The following is a 17,651-nucleotide window of genomic DNA, read 5'->3' on the forward strand; positions in this document are numbered from 1 at the left end:
ATGGCTGGGCTATCCTCGGCCGGTGGATTTTGCCCGCCTGCTGTTCCCCGATTTCTCGCTGATCGTCTGCGGCTACCTGCTGTGCCGCTACACCGCGCTGAACCGCAGCGTCTGGGATGGGGTCGAGAGCCTGGTCTACTACTTCCTGTTCCCGATCCTGCTGTTCCTGTCGATCGTGCGCAGCCCGCTCGACCTCGGCGAGACGTCCAGCCTGATCGGGGCCGGCCTGCTGATGGGCCTGGCGGGGATCGGGTTGGCCTACGCCATCCCGCACCTGCCCGTGATCGGCCGGCGCATCGACCCGCGCGACCACGCCGGCGCGGCGCAGGTGGCCTTCCGCTTCAACTCGTTCATGGCGCTCACGCTGGCCGAACGGGTGGCCGGGCCGCAGGGCCTGCAACTGATCGCGGTGCTGATCGGCGTGTGCGTGCCGCTGTTCAACATCGGCGCGGTCTGGCCGATGGCCCGGCATGCGCAGACGGGCTTCCTGGCCGCGCTCGCGCGCAACCCGCTGATCGTGGGTACCGGCGCCGGGCTGGCGTTCAACCTGCTGGATCTGTCGATCCCCGGCTGGCTGGAGCCGACCGCCAACCGCATCGGGGGCAGTTCATTGGCCCTGGGCCTGATGGCTGCCGGCGCGGGCATGCAGTTCGGCAGCCTGGCCCGCCAGCGGCTGCTCACCGTCTGCGTGCTGGCCATCCGCCACGCCCTGCTGCCGCTGGTGGCGTGGGTGCTGGTGCGGTTGTTCCACCTCGACCCCACCCAGGCGGTCGTGCTGCTGGCGTTCTCGGCCCTGCCGACCGCCTCCAGCTGCTACGTGCTGGCCTCCCGCATGGGCTACAACGGCGCGTACGTCGCCGGCCTGGTCACCCTCTCCACCGTGCTGGGCGTCTTCAGCCTGACATTCGCGCTCGGGCTGCTGCGCTAGCGCCCAGGCGACGTGCTCGCGCACCAGCACGCTGAAGTGCTCCAGGCGCTGCTGCAGTGCGCGGCGCAGGTCCTCGTCGGCCGCCGTGCGCAGCGCGTTGCCGGCCCCCACCGCCAGGTTGCGCAGCCAGCGTTCGTGGCCGATGCGGCGGATCGGGCTGCCTTCGGTGCGGCGCAGGAACTCCTCCTCGGTCCAGGCCAGCAGCGCCGCCAGCGTGGCACCGGCCATGTCGGGCCGGGGATCGAAATCGGGCAGCGGGCTGCGTTGCGCGTACTTGTTCCAGGGGCAGGTCAGCTGGCAGTCGTCGCAGCCGTAGATGCGGTTGCCCATCCGCGGGCGGAGTTCCTCGGGAATCGCACCAGGATGCTCGATCGTCAGGTACGAGATGCACCGGCGCGCGTCGACCCGCTGCGGCCCGACGATCGCCCCGGTCGGGCAGGCGTCGATGCATGCCGAGCAGGTGCCGCAGTGGGCGGTCTCCGGCGGCGTCGCGGGCAGGGCCAGGTCGACGTAGATCTCGCCCAGGAAGAACATCGAGCCCGCCTCCCGGCTGAGCACCAGGGTGTGCTTGCCGCGCCAGCCCTGGCCGCTGCGCGCGGCCAGTTCCGCCTCCAGCACCGGCGCGGAATCGGTGAAGGCCCGGTGGCCAAAGGGCCCCACCTGCGCTGCAATGCGCTCGGCCAGCTTCTGCAGCCGCTGCCGCAGCACCTTGTGGTAGTCGCGTCCCCGTGCATAGAGCGACACCACCGCCTCGCGCGGGCGCTCCAGGCGGCCCCACTCCACCGCCTGCCAGCCTTCGGGCGTGGCCGCGGGCAGGTAGTCCATCCGCGCGGTGATCACCGACAGCGTGCCGGGCACCAGTTCCGCCGGGCGCGCCCGCTTCAGGCCGTGCGTCTGCATGTAGGCCATTTCGCCGTGAAATCCGTTGGAGAGCCACTGCAGCAGCCCCGGCTCGGCATCCGACAGGTCCACGCCCGCCACGCCGATTTGGGAGAATCCGAGCTCGCGGCCCCACTGCCGGATGGCTGCCACCAGCGAAGGACCGTCGATCTGAGCGCCGCGCCGAATCACCCGCCGATTGTAGGAAGCTCCCCACCGCCGGGCAGCGGCGCAGCCGTCCTGCGGTGGACCGACGAAGCCGACACCGAGGCCTTTGCCCGTCGGCTGGCCGGGCATCCGCAGCTGGCCGACGCCTTCATCGAGCTGCACGGCGACCTGGGTGCCGGCAAGACGACCTTCGTGCGCCACCTGCTGCGGGCGCTAGGTGTCACCGGGCGAATCAAGAGCCCCACGTACGCGGTGGTCGAACCGCACCAGGCGACGGGGCTGGCGGCCTGGCATTTCGACTTCTACCGCTTCGACGACCCGCGCGAGTGGGAGGACGCCGGTTTCCGCGACGTCTTCGACAGCCCCGGGCTGAAGCTGGCCGAGTGGCCCGAGAAGGCGGCGGGCCTGCTGCCGCCGGCCGACCTGGTGCTGCGCATCGCCCTGCTGCCGGATGGCCAGCGCGAGGTCCGCATCGAGGCCGGCACGGCACGCGGCCGGGAGCTGCTCGCATGAGACGGCGCGACCTGCTGCGCGGCGGCTCGCTCGTGCTGCTGCTGGGCACGGCCCACATCGCGCGCGGCGCGACCATCGTGGCCGTGCGCATCTGGCCGGCGCCCGACTACTCGCGCGTCACCATCGAGTCCGATGGCCTGCTCACCTCGCGGCAGACCGTGGTGCCGAGCCCGCCGCGGCTGGCCGTCGACATCGAAGGCATCGACCTGAACCCGGCGCTGCGCGAGCTGGTGGCCAAGGTGCAGACCGATGACCCGTTCATCGCCGGCATCCGGGTGGGGCAGTTCGCCCCCGGCGTCGTGCGGCTGGTGGTCGACCTGAAGCAGACCGCACTGCCGCAGGTGTTCACCCTGCCGCCCGTGGCCGCCTACCAGCACCGGCTGGTGGTCGACCTGCATCCGGTCCATCCCGTCGATCCGCTCGAGGCCCTGATCGCCGAGCGCCTGAAGGACCGGGAGGCCGCGCCATCGCCGCCGCCCGCCCCGACGCCGGACGCACTCGAGGAACTCATCGCCCGGCAGCAGGGCCCGCGGCCGCCCGCCCGGGGCAGCGAGCCGGCCGCCCCGCGCGAGGCACCGGCGTCCAAGACCGACCGGCTGATCATCGTCGCGCTCGACCCTGGCCACGGCGGCGAGGATCCGGGCGCCATCGGCCCCAACGGCACGCGCGAGAAGGACGTGGTGCTGCAGGTGGCGCACCGGCTGCGCGAGCGGATCAATGCCACCGTCGTCAACGGCAACCCGATGCGGGCCTTCCTCACCCGCGACGCCGACTTCTTCGTGCCGCTGCAGGTGCGCGTGCAGAAGGCGCGGCGCGTGCAGGCCGACCTGTTCGTCAGCATCCATGCCGACGCCTTCATCACGCCCACCGCCCGTGGCGCCAGCGTGTTCGCGCTGAGCCAGGGTGGCGCGTCCAGCACCGCCGCGCGCTGGATGGCCGAGAAGGAGAACAAGGCCGACCAGATCGGCGGCGTGAACATCCGCGCGCAGGATGCGCACGTGGCCCAGGCCTTGCTGGACATGAGCACGTCGGCGCAGATCCGCGACAGCCTGAAGCTGGGCGGTGCCCTGCTGGGGGAGATCGGCCACGTCGGCCGGCTGCACAAGCGCCACGTCGAGCAGGCCGGCTTCGCAGTGCTCAAGGCACCCGACATCCCCAGCGTGCTGGTCGAAACCGCGTTCATCAGCAACCCGGAAGAGGAAGCCAAGCTGCGCAGCCAGTCCTACCAGGACGAGCTGGCCGACGCCCTGATGCGCGGCATCACCCGCTACTTCGCGGCCAACCCGCCGCTCGCGCGCAACCGCAGCCTCTGAGCGCCCCGGTCGTTTGGCTGGCAGCCGCCCACGGGGGGTGCCGACACCCCCTGTCTCGCCCCTCCTACAACCCGCGGACGGGCTGCTTCCTAGAGTGCAAGGCACAGGTTGGCCGCGCCTCTTCGCGGTCCCATTCGAGACAAGGTGAACGGTATGAAGACCAAGCTTTTCGCGGCGATCGCCGCCGCTTCCCTGATGGGCCTGACCGGCTGCGGCACCATGGACCGCCAGACTGCCGGCACCGTGGGTGGTGCCGCCGTGGGCGGCGTGCTGGGCAACCAGGTGTTCGGTGGCACGCTGGGCACGCTGGGCGGCGCCGCAGCCGGTGGCTACATCGGCAACCGTGCGACCGATCCGGAGCGCAAGTAACCGGTGACGTCGCGCCGGCCGGGCGGGCCGGCGCTCCCGGGTCAGATCGGATAGATCAGCGAGTTGAGCACCATCTCGCTGTCGTACACGCAGCGCCGGCTCTTGAAGCGCAGGCCCTGCGGCGTGCGCACGATCTCGTCGAGGTAGCGGCCCACGTTGTAGACCTCGCTGGCATCGCCCGGGCGCGTGCGGAACACCGCGTAATGGGCCTGCGCCCGGATGACGCCGCCGGCCTGGCTGCCCTCCTGCATCGACAGCAGCTGCGCCGTGCCGACCACGTGCCGGGTGTAGTAGGGCCCGTGGTAGATGGTCTGGCTGATGCCGTAGACGCGGTCCTGCATCATCCCGCGGCTCTCCAGCGCGATCAGCGCCAGCGGCAGCCCGCGGTCGAAGTTCTCGCGCCCCTGCACCCAGTAGCGGCCGTCCTCGACGAAGAAGGCCGGCCACTCGTCGAACCGCTTCTCGTCCAGCGCGGCGGCGTACGCGGCGTTGAGCTGGTCGATCTCCAGCTGCAGCAGCAGGCGCTCCATCGGCACCGCGCTCATTCGCCCATCACCTTGCGCCAGTAGGCGTACATGCTGCGGATCAGCGTCTCGGTCACCATGTGCTCGGTGCCGCCGGTGCCCGTGCCGCCCAGCTGGCACAGAGTGCTGCCGTCCTCGCCGCCCTGGCGGAAGCCGTCCTGGCTGAACGCGATGACCTCGCCGTCGTCGGCGCTCACGAACCCGGCGGGCCCGAACAGGTTGGCCTGGCGCAGGCGCCGCTGGGTCATCTCGGGCGTGTCGTCGGCGAAGCCGAAGTGGGTCCAGACGAAGTCGAACTCTCCCTCGCCGCGGGGTACGATGTGCCGGGTGGACAGCGAGTTGACCTGCTGCTGCACGATGAGGCTGGGGAACAGCGTGATCATCGTCACCGTCGGCGTGATGTCGGCCCCCGGGTTGGCCGGATCCGGGATCTTCCACCAGGGCTCGGGCACGACGTCCAGCAGCCGCGGGTCGTTCAGCACCATGTCCGCCTTGAACGAACTGACGCCAGCGGTCACGGTCTTGTTCTCGCCGCCGTCGTTGCGGCGCGAGACCATCACCGCATGCCGCCCATGGTCGTCCATGACCATGCGGCTCTTCTGGTCGGCCCGCCACAGGCCGAAGGTGACGAACCAGGTGTGCAGCAGGCCCGGGTGGTACGGATCCTTGATGTTCTCCATCATCAGCTTCCAGTTGCCCGGGATGCGCTGCCGGTTGTAGCCCAGCAGGCTGAGCTGGCGGCCCGCGAAGATGCGGTCGAGCCACGGCAGGATCTGCGGGCCGAGGTAGTCGCGCAGCGGCTCGACCGTGTCGCTGAAGGTGGCGAACACCAGGCCGTGCAGCACTTCCACGCGCAGCCGCCTCAGACCGTTGGCCTTGACGTCGAAGCCCGGCGGCATGCCGCCCTGCACGCACTCGGCACCGTCCGGTCCGACGGCCTTGACGCCGTCCTTGAACGGCAGGCCGGCCAGTTCCCCGTTGAGCTTGTAGGTCCACTGGTGGTACGGGCAGACGAAGCTGCGCGCACGGCCATGCGGCTGCTGGCAGAAGCGCACGCCGCGGTGGGCGCAGCGGTTCTCCACCACCCGCAGGCCGGGGTCCGTCCCGCGGTCCTTGGGCGCCACGCGGTCGCGCGCCAGGATCACCTGCCGCTCACCCACCCAGCTGAGCTTGAAGTCGCCGACCTCGGGGACCTCGGCCTCCAGGCCGACATAGCACCAGTGCGGTCCGTGGAAGATGCGCTCGAGCTCGCGCCGGTACAGCTGTGGATCGGTGTAGGCCCAGAACGGCACACGGCTGGAGTCCGGCTGGGCCCAGCGCGACAAGGTTTCGGGAGCGTTCATCCAAGGTCTCCGATCGTGCGGGATGATACGTCCATCAATAAGCATGCTTATCGTGGTCGGAGACCTTCCCGGACTCTCGCCCGGTGACGACAGGCAGCGCCGGACGGTCAGCCGAGCGCGGTGTCCAGCAGCAGCATGACCACGAAGCCCAGGATCAACCCGGCGGTTGCAAAGCGCTCGTGGCCCTTGCGGTGCGATTCGGGAATGATTTCGTGGCTGATCACCGCCAGCATGGCCCCGGCCGCGATCGCCAGCCCCCATGGCAGCATGCCGGCGGAAATGCTGATGACGGCCGCGCCGGACAGTGCGGCCACGGGTTCCACCAGGCCGGACAGCACACCCAGCCCCGCGCTCGCGACGCGCCCATAGCCGACTCCGCGCAACGCGAGTGCGACCACCATGCCCTCCGGCACGTCCTGGATCGAGATTCCGGTCGCCAGCGCCAGCGCGCCGACCGGATCGGCACCGGCATAGGCGACCCCGATGGCCAGGCCTTCTGGAACGTTGTGCAGCACGATCGCCAGGACGAACAACCAGGCCCGTTTCATGGCCTGGGCCCTGGGCCCTTCGAGTCCCTTGACGAAATGCTCGTGCGGGACCGCGCGGTCGATCAGCAGCAGCAACAACGCACCAAGCACCACCCCGGAACCGACGATGGCGCCGGCACCCCATGGACCGGCACCCTGCGCCTTGGCGGCGGCCAGGCCCGGAATGATCAGCGAAAAGGAACTGGCGGCCAGCATCACACCGGCGCCGAAGCCCAGCATGCTGTCGTAGGTCCGCTGGGAGAACTGCTGCGACAAGAGCACCGGGAGGGTGCCCAGGGCGGTCGCCGCCGCGGCCATGCCGCCGCCCACCAGCGCACCGGCGAGGCGGGGATCCTGGTGCGCGAGCGCGCCAAGCAGGTCCAGGAGCAGAGCGGCGGCCCCGGCCAGCACGATGGCCAGGCCAAGCAGATGGCGCCGCCGCCAGGAACGTGCGGACCCACGTGGCGGGCCGCTGGTGATCGAGGGGATCATGGAGGACTCCTGGGTGCAGAGGTGTCCGGCGGAGCGGACACCTGCGCCGATCAGGCGTATGCGCTGCTCAGCGCCAGCGCGCCATTGACGCCCGCCGGGAAGAAGCCTCCCTGGCTCACCTGGTCCCGGCTGAGGTAGACGATGTTCAGCACGTTTGCCGGCGTGCGGCTGAACGCGATGCCATTGGCATCCGCCGGCACGATGTTGGACACGTCGCCAGTCGGACTGATCCCCTGGTCGGTGTCCTGGCTGTCGTCGAGGCTGTCCCGCGCCTCGGAAATGGCGTCAGCGGCGCTCCGCAGGCCCGGGGTCCCCACGCCCTTCGCGTACAGGGCCGAGCGCACCAGTCCGCTGTGGTAAGCCTCGACCGCCAGGATGCCGGCGGCCGCCTCCAAGAAGGTCTTGTTCTGGATCAGCGGGGAGGCACCCTTGTACGCGGTGACGCCAACGTCCTCGAAGATGAAGGCAGCCAGCAGGAAGTTCTCGTCGCTCGCATAGGGATCGAAGGACTGCCCCGGGCCGATCAGGCCTGCTGCGCGTGCCGCGCTGGAGAACGCGCCCGTCGGCGAAGTGCCGATGTCGATCGTCGGCTGCGCCACGGCGGACGAGCCGAGTGCCGAACGCAGGAAGGCGACGTGCGCTGCCTCGTCAGCGGCGATCTCCTTGGCGTACTGGCGCACCACGGGATCGGTGAAGGTCACCGCGCGCCCGCCGCTCGCTGCGCCCTGGGTGCCAGTGCCGGTGAGCTGGCCCGCAGGCAGCCCGGCGCCGGTTGCTGCCGTGACGTAGAACTGCGCCTCCAGATACTCGAGGTTGAGCGCGAAGTTCAGGATGTCCGCGTCCGAGGGTCCGGATCCCTGCCCCACGGCACCTGCGGCGGACTGGGCGATCGCACCCGTTCCGCCGCCTCCGCAGGCCATGAGCACGGCCCCCCCGGCCATGCCGGCGGCGAAACCGCCGCTCCTGCGGAAGAACTCCCGGCGCCTTGCGCGCTTCTCCGCGATGTCCTGCACCTGCTCGCGGGTCATGTAGTGGCCTAACATTTCGAACTCCTGGGGTGCGCCATCAGGACAGGCTTGCGTCTGCCCATGGGCGCGTATTGCCGAAGCCGCCCTTGCGGGAGGGGGACAAGGATGCGGCCGTGCCAGACGCGCTGGCCGGATGCATCTCTCCAGGGGGATACGTGGGCGGCGGCAGGCCGGATCCCGGCCCAGCGTGTAAGGGTCCGTGAGCGGTGTAGCCCGACGGTCCTCCGGCGGTGCCGCCAGCCCGCGTCGCGCTGATGGCCGCCGACAGCGCCTTGTGCCGCGCTCTGCTCAGGTGACCGGCGTCAGCTTGGCGACCGCGAGCGCCAGCCACTTGACCCCGTGCCGGCCGAACTTGACCTGGGCCCGGGCATCGTCGCCCTGCCCTTCGATCGACAGCACGGTGCCCTCGCCGAACTTGGTGTGGAACACCTGCAGGCCCGCCCGCAACCCATGCGAGGGCGCCGCCTTCTGGACCGGCACCGGCGGGCTGGCGAAGGTGGTCGCCTCGCGGTTCCAGTTGCCGCCTGCCGGCGACCGCGTGCTGGCATACCCCGCGCCATAACCGAAGGCGGAACCGCCGAAGTTCTGGTTCTTGGGCGTCAGCCACTTGAGGGCAGGCTCCGGCAGCTCGTCGAAGAAGCGGCTGCGCACGTTGTAGCGGGTCTGGCCGTGCAGCAGGCGGGTCTGGGAATAGCTCAGGTACAGGCGCTTGCGGGCCCGCGTGATCGCCACGTACATGAGGCGGCGCTCCTCCTCCAGGCCCTCGTAGTCGGACATGGAGCGCTCGCTCGGGAACAGGCCTTCCTCCAGGCCGGTGACGAACACGCAGTCGAACTCCAGCCCCTTGGCCGAATGCACCGTCATCAGCTGGACGGCGTCCTGCCCGGCCTGGGCCTGGTTGTCGCCCGACTCCAGCGCGGCATGGGTGAGGAAGGCCGCCAGCGGCGACAGCGTCTCGCCGGTCTCCGCGTCGGGCTCCACGTAGTCGGGCGCCGGCTCGTTCAGCACCGGCTGGTTCGGGTCCAGCCCCTGGCTGGCGGGGCTCTGCGCCAGCTCGTCCACCGGCAGCGCCACGGCATCGCGCCCGAAGCCCTCCTGCATCACGAAGCTCTCGGCGGCGCTGGCCAGCTCCTCCAGGTTCTCGATGCGCTCGGCGCCCTCGCGCTCGGCCCTGTAATGCTCGACCAGGCCGGAGTGCTGCAGCACCAGCTCGATGATCTCGCGCAGGCTCAGGTCCTGGGTCTGCTCGCGCAGCACGTCGATCCTGGCAACGAACGCGCCGAGGTTGGCGCCGGCCTTGCCGGTGGTGGCGCTCACCGCGTCGTGCAGCGAACAGCCGGCCGCCCGTGCGGCGTCCTGCAGCTGCTCGATGCTGCGCGCGCCGATGCCGCGCGGCGGGAAATTCACCACCCGCAGGAAGCTGGTGTCGTCGTGCGGGTTCTCCAGCAGCCGCAGGTAGGCCAGCGCGTGCTTGATCTCGGCGCGCTCGAAGAAGCGCAGGCCACCGTACACGCGGTAGGGCACGCCCGCGTTGAACAGCGCGGTCTCGATCACGCGGCTCTGCGCATTGCTGCGGTAGAGCACCGCGATCTCGCGGCGCAGGGTGCTGCCTTCCGGGCCGTCGCCGCGCACCAGGTGGCGCATCTCCTCGACCAGCCACTGGGCCTCGGCCAGGTCGGTGGGCGCCTCGTACACCCGAACCGGCTCGCCCGGTCCCTGGTCGGTGCGCAGGTTCTTGCCCAGGCGGCCCTTGTTGTGGCTGATCAGGGCGTTGGCCGAGTCCAGGATGTTGCTGTAGCTGCGGTAGTTCTGCTCCAGCTTGATCTGGTGCCGCACGTCGAATTCGCGCACGAAGTCGGCCATGTTGCCCACCCGTGCGCCGCGGAACGCGTAGATGCTCTGGTCGTCGTCGCCGACCGCGAACACCGAGTTGGCGGCGCCGGCGCTGCCGTCCGGGTTGACGGTGAAGATCTTGATCCAGGCGTATTGCAGCCGGTTGGTGTCCTGGAACTCGTCGATCAGGATGTGCCGGAAGCGGCGCTGGTAGTGGGCCCGGATCGGATCGTTGTCGCGCAGCAGCTCGTAGCTGCGCAGCATCAACTCCCCGAAATCGACCACGCCCTCGCGCTGGCACTGCTCCTCGTACAGCTGGTAGATCTCGACCTTCCGGCGGTCTTCCTCGGTGCGCGCCTCGACCGCGGCCGGACGCAGCCCGTCCTCCTTGCAGCCGGCGATGAACCACTGGGTTTCCTTGGCCGGGAAGCGCTCCTCGTCGATGTTGAACTGCTTCATCAGCCGCTTGATGGCCGACAGCTGGTCCTGGGTGTCCAGGATCTGGAAGCTCTGCGGCAGGTTGGCCAGCTTGTAGTGGGCGCGCAGGAAGCGGTTGCACAGCCCGTGGAAGGTGCCGATCCACATGCCGCGCACGTTCACCGGCAGCATGGCGCCCAGCCGGGTCATCATCTCCTTGGCCGCCTTGTTGGTGAAGGTGACGGCCATGATGCCGCCGGGCGACACCTGGCCGGTGGACAGCAGCCAGGCGATGCGCGTGGTGAGGACCCGCGTCTTGCCCGAGCCGGCCCCGGCCAGGATCAGGGCGTGCTCGTTGGGCAGGGTGACGGCGGCGCGCTGCTCGGGGTTGAGGTTGTGGAGCAGCGGCGAGGCGGCGTCGGCTTCTGGGAACATGCGACATTGTAAAAACCCGCCCCGCATCGAAATGTCACCAAGCGCGCGAATCCTGCCGGCAGCCGTGCTGGCCCTGACCCTTGCGGCCGGCGCCCAGGCCCAATCGTCCTGTTCCAGCGACGGGCAGCCCCGGCCGACGGCCCTGCTGGAGCGCTTCATCAACGCGGACTGCGAGACCTGCTGGAGCGACCCGGACACGCCCCGGGCCCGCGTCGGCGAACTCGCGATCGACTGGATCGTGCCGGGCGCCCGGGGCGACGATGCCGCCCTGGCGGCCGCGGCCCGCCGCGATGGGCTCGAGCGCCTGGACGCGCTCGGCCGGCAGCGGCCGTTGCCGCTGTCAGCCGCCCGCACTGCACGCGCCGGCCGCGGGCAGCCGCTGCGGGTCGCGCATGGCCTGCCATTCAACGGTTACATCGGCGCCTCGATCGACGCCGGCGGGGCCGCGCCGCAACCCGTCACTGCCTGGCTGGCCCTGGTGGAGACGCTGCCGGCGGGGACCGAAGGTTCGCCGGTGGAACGCAACCTCGTGCGCAACGTGCTGCAGGTGCCCTGGCCGGCGGGCGTGGGCCCGCGCACCGAGTCGCGCCCGATGAACATTCCGGCAGGCAGCCATCCCGAGCGTCTGCGCGTGGTCGGCTGGCTGCAGGATGCACGCGGCGTGATCAGGGCCATATCGGAATCCGGATGCAGGCCGGCGCGGCCCCGACGCTAGAATTGCGCACCGGGCCCAAGCATTTGGGACCCGGTTTTTTTTGGCCCGGCGTCCTGCCGGCGGCCAGGACCGGGCCCAGTCCAAGCGCCTCACTCGTTCTTCGACGACTCACTCTCCCGAGAGGCTTGGCATGGAAATCTTCGACTACGACAAAGTCCTGCTGCTGCCGCGCAAGTGCCGCGTGGACAGCCGCTCCGAATGCGACACCAGCGTCGAGCTGGGTGGTCGCAGCTTCCGCATCCCCGTGGTGCCGGCCAACATGAAGACGGTGGTCGACGAGACGATCTGCCTCTGGCTGGCGCAGAACGGCTACTTCTACGTGATGCACCGCTTCGACCTGGACAACGCGGCCTTCGTGCGGCACATGCACGCGCAGGGCGCGTTCGCGTCGATCTCGCTGGGCGTCAAGAAGCCCGACTACGACACCGTCGACCAGCTCGCGCGCGACGGACTGGTACCCGAGTACGTGACGATCGACATCGCGCACGGCCATGCCGACAGCGTGAAGAACATGATCGCCCACCTCAAGGCGAAGCTGCCGGGCACCTTCGTGATCGCCGGCAACGTGGGCACACCCGAGGCGATCATCGACCTGGAGAACTGGGGCGCCGACGCCACCAAGGTCGGCATCGGTCCCGGCAAGGTGTGCATCACCCGCATGAAGACCGGCTTTGGCACGGGCGGCTGGCAGCTGTCGGCGCTCAAGTGGTGCGCCCGCGTGGCCACCAAGCCGATCATCGCGGACGGCGGCATCCGCGAGCACGGCGACATCGCCAAGAGCATCCGCTTCGGCGCCAGCATGGTGATGATCGGCTCCATGCTGGCCGGCCACGAGGAGTCGCCCGGCAAGACCGTCGAGGTCGACGGCCGCCTGTTCAAGGAGTACTACGGCAGCGCGTCCGACTTCAACAAGGGCGAGTACAAGCACGTGGAAGGCAAGCGCATCCTCGAACCGGTGAAGGGCCGGCTCTCGGCCACCCTGCGCGAGATGCAGGAGGACATCCAGAGCTCGGTGAGCTATGCCGGCGGCAAGCGGCTGATGGACATCCGCAAGGTCAACTACGTGATCCTGGGCGGCGACAACGCGGGCGAGCACCTGCTGATGTGAGATCGGGGGCATCCCCCGACGCACCAGCGGCCCCGCCGGCCCGTCAGGCCCGGGGTGCGCCGCCTGCCTAGCGGGCCATCAGTTCCAGCGCGAGCTGGTGCAGGGGCTGCCCCGGGTCGACCAGCGTCTCGAGCACGCTGAAGTGGTTCAGGCCCGGCAGGGCCTCGCACACCGGCACGCACTCCTCGCCCCAGGCCTCCCGGATCAGGCGGTTGTGCCGCAGGAACTCCGCGCTCTCATCGGCGCCCGCGACCGTGTACAGCGTCGCAGCTTGCGGCGCCGGCAGGCGCGCCGGGCTGGCCCGCAGGGCATCGGCCGCCGTGAGACGCAGCGACTCCTGCAGGAACGGCGTGTGCCGCAGCGGCTCCAGCTCGTACAGCCCGGAGATCGACAGCGCCTTGCGGGTCACGTCGCTGGGCAGTTCGGGATCCCAGCGGCTCCAGTCGCAGGCCAGCATCATGGCTGCCAGGTGGCCGCCAGCGGAATGCCCGATGACGGTGATCTGCCGCGGGTCGCCGCCGTGGTCGGGCGCGTGCTTCCAGGTCCAGGACAGCGCCTTGACCATCTGGAGCGTGATGTCCGGGATGGTGACGGCCGGGCACAGGTCGTAGTTCGGGATGACCACGCAGGCGCCGGCCTCGTTGAACGCCGGCGCGACGAACGAGTGGTCGTTCTTGTCCAGCGACCGCCAGTAGCCGCCGTGGATGAACACCACCACCGGCGAGCGGGCCTGCTCGGCCGGGAAGACGTCCAGCGTCTCGCCGGGGCCCTCGCCGTAGGGCACGTCGAGCACGGCCTCCGGCCACTTGCGGGCCACGGCCGAGGCCTCCGCCCAGCGCTCGAAATGCTGCGCGTGGTCGGGCACCAGCGCGCGGTTGTTGTACATGCGGTCGAGCCAGACCGGATCGTGTTTCGCCATCGGATACCCACCTCTCACGTGCGTTGCTGTATTCTGTATACAGACATCCAACCAGATTCTCCGCATGTCCGCCAAGCTCGTCCGTCTGGAGGCCGCACCCGATCTCGTCGAGCAGGTCTACCGACGGCTGCTCGATGCGATCAGCGACGGGTCGCTGGCGCCAGGGCAGCGGATCACCCAGGAAGATATCGCGGAACAGCTGGCCGTGTCGCGTCAGCCGGTGCTGCAGGCGCTGCGCCTGCTCAAGAAGGACGGGTTCGTCCAGGACGCCCCCGGGCGCGGCGTGCTGGTCGCGCCGCTGGACGCCGGCTGGACGCTGAAGATCTACCAGGTGCGCGGCGCACTCGACTCCCTGGCCGCCCGACTGGCGGCGGCGGCGCGGTTCCAGCTCGATCCGGCGCTGATCGCCCAGGGGCGGCAGGCGGCGCGCGGTCGCGACGTCAAGGCGATGATCGATGCCGACCTGGCCTTCCACGATGCCATCTATGCCGCGTCCGGCAATCCCCTGATCGCCGAGACCGCGCACCAGCACTGGCGCCACCTGCGCCGCGTGATGGGCGCCGTGCTGCAGCAATCGCGCCAGCGCGACGCAGTCTGGGACGAGCACGAGGCGGTCGCGCGCGCGATCGCCGCCGGCGACGTCGAGGGCGCCGCCCGCCTGATGGAACACCATGGGCAGCACGCCGCCGAGAACCTGGCGCAGCGTCTGCCGCAGCTGCTCACCTCCCCTGCCCTGCAGACCCCCACCTAGGAGACATGCGATGCGCCTGACACCGGACCAGCTCGAGCAATTCGACCGTGACGGCTACCTGTTCTTCCCCGGCCTGTTCTCGCCCCAGGAAACCCGGACGCTGACCGACGCGGTCCCCGAGCTCTACAGCCGCCGCGAAGCCTACAACGTGCGCGAGAAGGGCAAGGACGCGGTGCGCACCAACTTCGCGGCGCACATGGTGAGCGAGCCGTTCGCCCGGCTGGCGCGGCATCCGCGCATGGTGGAACCCGTGGTCGACCTGTTCGGCGAGGCGGTCTACATGCACCAGTTCAAGGTCAACGGCAAGATGGCCTTCGAAGGCGATGTGTGGCAGTGGCACCAGGACTACGGCACCTGGCTGAACGACGACATGATGCCCACCGAGCGGGCCATGAACGTCGCGATCTTCCTGGACGAGGTGAACGAGTACAACGGCCCGCTCATGTTCATCCCCGGCAGCCACAAGAAGGGCGTGGTGCAGGCCCGGCACGACCTCACCACCACCAGCTATCCGCTGTGGACGGTCGACCACGAGCTGATCGCCACGCTGGTGGACCGGGCCGGCGGCCGTGACCACGGCATCGTCAGCCCCAAGGGGCCGGCCGGCTCGATGATCCTGTTCCACAGCTGCCTGCTGCACGCCTCCAGCAGCAACCTGTCGCCGTGGAACCGCGTGAGCGTCTACCTGAGCCTGTGCGCGGTGTCCAACCACATCCGCCGCTTCAAGCGCCCCGAGTACATCGCACACCGGGACTTCCGCCCGATCGAGTGCCTGCCCGACGATTGCCTGGTGAGGGACTATCCGGTCGACGTGCCCTGGAAGGACGGCCTGCCCGCCAGCGCCCTGCAGACCAGCAGCGTGCCGTTCGACGAGATGAAGCAGGCGGCCTGAGCCCGCCGTCCCCGCCGCCTGCGCGGCCGCGCAGGCTTCGACTTTCGCCACCGTCCGGGCCGCCGCCGCGCGTGCCCTGCATCCGGAGCATCGATGAACCTGCACACCAAACTCCAGCAACGCGCCGCCCAGGGCAAGCCCGTGCGCATCGGCCTGATCGGCGCCGGCAAGTTCGGCTCCATGTACCTGGCCCAGGTGCCGCGCACGCCCGGCGTCCACCTGGCCGGCATCGCCGACCTCTCGCCCGCGAACGCCCAGGCCAACCTGGCCCGCGTCGGCTGGGACCCGGTGCGCAGCCAGGCCGACTCGATCGATGCGGCGATCCGCACCGGCACCACCCACGTCGGCGAGGACTGGCAGGCGCTGGTGCGGCATCCCGCGGTCGACGTGATCGTCGAATGCACGGGCCATCCCATCGCGGCGGTCGACCACTGCCTGGAGGCCTTCGCCCACGGCAAGCACGTGGTGAACGTGACCGTCGAGGCCGACGCGTTCTGCGGCCCGCTGCTGGCGCGCAAGGCAGCGGAAGCAGGTGTCGTCTACTCGCTGGCGTTCGGCGACCAGCCGGCCCTGATCTGCGACCTGGTGGACTGGGCCCGCACCTGTGGCTTCCCGGTGGTGGCGGCCGGGCGCGGGCACAAGTGGCTGCCGCACTTCTGCGAATCGACGCCGGAGACCGTGTGGGGCTACTACGGGCTCACACCCGAGCAGGCCCGCCGCGGCGGCCTCAACCCGAAGATGTTCAACAGCTTCCTCGACGGCTCCAAGCCATCGATCGAGAGCACCGCGGTCGCCAACGCCACCGGGCTGGGCGTGCCCAGCAACGGCCTGCTCTACCCGCCGGCCAGCGTGGAGGACATCCCGTTCGTGACCCGGCCGCGCAGCGAAGGCGGCGTGCTCGAACGCAAAGGCATGGTCGAGGTGATCTCCTCGCTGGAGCCCGACGGACGCCAGATCCCCTACGACATCCGGATGGGCGTGTGGGTGACGGTCGAAGCCGAGACCGAGTACATCCGCAACTGCTTCGAGGAATACAACGCGCACACCGACCCGAGCGGGCGCTACTTCACGCTCTACAAGCGCTGGCACCTGATCGGGTTGGAGGTGGGCGTGTCGGTGGCATCGGTCGCCCTGCGCGGCGAACCCACCGGCGTGGCCATCGGCTGGAACGCGGACGTCGTGGCCACCGCCAAGCGCGACCTGGTGCCCGGCGACGTGCTCGACGGCGAGGGCGGCTACACCGTGTGGGGCAAGCTCCTGCCGGCCGACACCTCGGTGCAGATGGGTGGTCTGCCGCTGGGCCTGGCGCACGACGTGAAGGTGGTGCGGCCGGTGCGCAAGGGGCAGAGCCTGTCGTGGAACGACGTCGCGGTGGACACCAGCACCCGGGCCTGGCAGGTGCGCCGGCAGATGGAGGAGCTCTTTGGCGCACCGCGGCTGAAAGCCGCGTGACAGCCAACTGGCGAGCGGCCGCCCGATGATGCGCGCCGGTCCACTGCCGGAGAATCATCGATGAAGATCGCGTTGCTGGGAACGGGCCGCATGGGCCTGCCGATGGCGCGCCGCCTGTGCGAGGCCGGCCACGAGGTGCGGGTCTGGAACCGCACCCGCGCCAAGGCGGAGCCGTTGGCGGGCTGCGGTGCCCGCATCGGTGACACCCCGGCCGAGGCGGTGCGCGACGCCGAGGTGACGGTCGGCATGCTGGAGAGCGGGCCGATCGTGCAGGACGTGCTGTTCGGCCAGGGCGCCGCGCAGGCCATGCGCAGCGGTTCGCTCTTCATCGACATGGCATCGATCCAGCCACGCGAGGCCCGCGACCACGCCGCCCGGCTGGGCGAGCTCGGCGTCGGCTGCCTCGACGCGCCGGTGTCCGGGGGAACGGTCGGGGCCGAGAACGGCACGCTGGTGATCATGGTGGGCGGCCGGCCGGCCGACTTCGAACGTGCACGGGCCGTGTTCCAGGTGTTCGGGCGCGCCACCCACGTCGGTCCGCACGGCACCGGCCAGCTCACCAAGCTGGCCAACCAGATGATCGTGGGCATCACCATCGGCGCGGTGGCCGAGTCGCTGCTGCTGTGCGCCAAGGGCGGGGCCGACATGGCCAAGGTGCGCGAGGCGATCACGGGCGGCTTTGCCGACAGCCGCATCCTGCAGCTGCACGGGCAACGCATGGTCGAGCGCGATTTCGCACCCCGCGCCCGGATGTCGGTGCAGGCCAAGGACATGCGCAACGCACTGGCGACCGCCGAGGAAATCGGCTTCGACGCCCCCATCACGCGGCTGTTCGGACAGCTGTATGCCCAGGCCCTGGAGCATGGCCTCGCGGACCTCGACCACGCCGGATTGTTCGTCGAGCTCGCGAGCCGCAACGGCATGCGTTAGAATATCGATCGTCGCGGGGGGGTAGCTCAGCTGGGAGAGCGTCGCGTTCGCAATGCGAAGGTCGGGAGTTCGATCCTCCTCCTCTCCACCACGACACTGTTTGCCGGTTGCCGCG

16 protein-coding genes, 1 tRNA gene and 1 pseudogene are annotated in these 17,651 nt (G+C 70.1%); 11 read left to right on the forward strand and 7 right to left on the reverse strand.

Going from position 1 to position 17,651, the window contains the following annotated elements:
• Positions 1-22: 22 nt before the first annotated feature.
• Positions 23-928 (forward strand): AEC family transporter, encoded by a 906-nt coding sequence (locus tag VFE82_RS19755; protein WP_325002062.1) that lies wholly within the window; start codon positions 23-25, stop codon positions 926-928.
• Here VFE82_RS19755 and queG read toward each other — a convergent pair.
• Positions 917-1,951, reverse strand: a pseudogene (queG, locus tag VFE82_RS19760) (tRNA epoxyqueuosine(34) reductase QueG); the annotation flags it as partial. The gene VFE82_RS19755 and the pseudogene queG sit on opposite strands and share 12 nt — an antisense overlap.
• Before the next feature lie 27 nt (positions 1,952-1,978).
• On the opposite strand from queG, the gene tsaE reads away from it, so the two are divergent.
• The 3 genes from tsaE (at position 1,979) to VFE82_RS19775 (ending at position 4,170) form a co-directional block, all read left to right on the forward strand.
• Positions 1,979-2,488 (forward strand): tRNA (adenosine(37)-N6)-threonylcarbamoyltransferase complex ATPase subunit type 1 TsaE, encoded by a 510-nt coding sequence (gene tsaE, locus VFE82_RS19765; RefSeq protein WP_325002101.1) that lies wholly within the window; start codon positions 1,979-1,981, stop codon positions 2,486-2,488.
• Positions 2,485-3,801 (forward strand): N-acetylmuramoyl-L-alanine amidase, encoded by a 1,317-nt coding sequence (locus VFE82_RS19770; RefSeq protein ID WP_325002063.1) that lies wholly within the window; start codon positions 2,485-2,487, stop codon positions 3,799-3,801. Before tsaE ends, VFE82_RS19770 begins: the two co-directional genes overlap by 4 nt.
• Before the next feature lie 153 nt (positions 3,802-3,954).
• Complete coding sequence (locus VFE82_RS19775) at positions 3,955-4,170, forward strand: glycine zipper 2TM domain-containing protein (RefSeq protein ID WP_325002064.1); 216 nt, start codon at positions 3,955-3,957, stop codon at positions 4,168-4,170.
• A 41-nt stretch (positions 4,171-4,211) separates the two neighbouring features.
• On the opposite strand, the gene VFE82_RS19780 is transcribed toward VFE82_RS19775, so the two are convergent.
• From VFE82_RS19780 to VFE82_RS19800, 5 genes are all read right to left on the reverse strand, one after another.
• Positions 4,212-4,715, reverse strand: a complete 504-nt coding sequence (locus VFE82_RS19780; RefSeq protein WP_325002065.1) for an aromatic-ring-hydroxylating dioxygenase subunit beta — start codon at positions 4,713-4,715, stop codon at positions 4,212-4,214.
• Positions 4,712-6,037, reverse strand: coding sequence for an aromatic ring-hydroxylating dioxygenase subunit alpha (locus VFE82_RS19785; protein WP_325002066.1), 1,326 nt, complete (start codon positions 6,035-6,037; stop codon positions 4,712-4,714). Before VFE82_RS19785 ends, VFE82_RS19780 begins: the two co-directional genes overlap by 4 nt.
• Positions 6,038-6,144: 107 nt before the next feature.
• On the reverse strand, positions 6,145-7,056 hold the full coding sequence (locus VFE82_RS19790; protein WP_325002067.1) for a ZIP family metal transporter: 912 nt from the start codon (positions 7,054-7,056) through the stop codon (positions 6,145-6,147).
• A 50-nt stretch (positions 7,057-7,106) separates the two neighbouring features.
• Positions 7,107-8,084 (reverse strand): ferritin-like domain-containing protein, encoded by a 978-nt coding sequence (locus VFE82_RS19795; RefSeq protein ID WP_325002068.1) that lies wholly within the window; start codon positions 8,082-8,084, stop codon positions 7,107-7,109.
• Between the two features lie 288 nt (positions 8,085-8,372).
• Positions 8,373-10,769 (reverse strand): UvrD-helicase domain-containing protein, encoded by a 2,397-nt coding sequence (locus tag VFE82_RS19800; RefSeq protein WP_325002069.1) that lies wholly within the window; start codon positions 10,767-10,769, stop codon positions 8,373-8,375.
• 64 nt (positions 10,770-10,833) lie between these two features.
• Here VFE82_RS19800 and VFE82_RS19805 point away from each other — a divergent pair, with 64 nt between their 5' ends.
• Both VFE82_RS19805 and VFE82_RS19810 read left to right on the forward strand, forming a co-directional pair.
• Entirely contained in the window at positions 10,834-11,484 is a 651-nt protein-coding gene (locus VFE82_RS19805; protein WP_325002070.1) for a hypothetical protein, read from the forward strand.
• Positions 11,485-11,614: 130 nt separating this feature from the next.
• Positions 11,615-12,592 (forward strand): GMP reductase, encoded by a 978-nt coding sequence (locus VFE82_RS19810; RefSeq protein ID WP_325002071.1) that lies wholly within the window; start codon positions 11,615-11,617, stop codon positions 12,590-12,592.
• 67 nt (positions 12,593-12,659) lie between these two features.
• On the opposite strand, the gene VFE82_RS19815 is transcribed toward VFE82_RS19810, so the two are convergent.
• Positions 12,660-13,511, reverse strand: a complete 852-nt coding sequence (locus VFE82_RS19815; RefSeq protein WP_325002072.1) for an alpha/beta hydrolase — start codon at positions 13,509-13,511, stop codon at positions 12,660-12,662.
• 64 nt (positions 13,512-13,575) lie between these two features.
• Between VFE82_RS19815 and VFE82_RS19820 the strand changes: the two genes are divergently transcribed.
• From VFE82_RS19820 to VFE82_RS19840, 5 genes are all read left to right on the forward strand, one after another.
• Positions 13,576-14,262, forward strand: coding sequence for a GntR family transcriptional regulator (locus tag VFE82_RS19820; protein WP_325002073.1), 687 nt, complete (start codon positions 13,576-13,578; stop codon positions 14,260-14,262).
• 10 nt (positions 14,263-14,272) lie between these two features.
• Entirely contained in the window at positions 14,273-15,154 is an 882-nt protein-coding gene (locus VFE82_RS19825; RefSeq protein WP_325002074.1) for a phytanoyl-CoA dioxygenase family protein, read from the forward strand.
• A 93-nt stretch (positions 15,155-15,247) separates the two neighbouring features.
• On the forward strand, positions 15,248-16,606 hold the full coding sequence (locus tag VFE82_RS19830; protein WP_325002075.1) for an NAD(P)H-dependent oxidoreductase: 1,359 nt from the start codon (positions 15,248-15,250) through the stop codon (positions 16,604-16,606).
• 60 nt (positions 16,607-16,666) lie between these two features.
• Complete coding sequence (locus VFE82_RS19835) at positions 16,667-17,536, forward strand: NAD(P)-dependent oxidoreductase (protein WP_414708789.1); 870 nt, start codon at positions 16,667-16,669, stop codon at positions 17,534-17,536.
• 15 nt (positions 17,537-17,551) lie between these two features.
• Positions 17,552-17,627 (forward strand) — tRNA-Ala (locus tag VFE82_RS19840).
• Positions 17,628-17,651: the final 24 nt, after the last annotated feature.

Origin of the sequence: Ramlibacter sp., from assembly GCF_035655895.1 — a bacterium.
In the GTDB taxonomy this organism is placed as follows: Bacteria; Pseudomonadota; Gammaproteobacteria; order Burkholderiales; family Burkholderiaceae_C; genus Ramlibacter.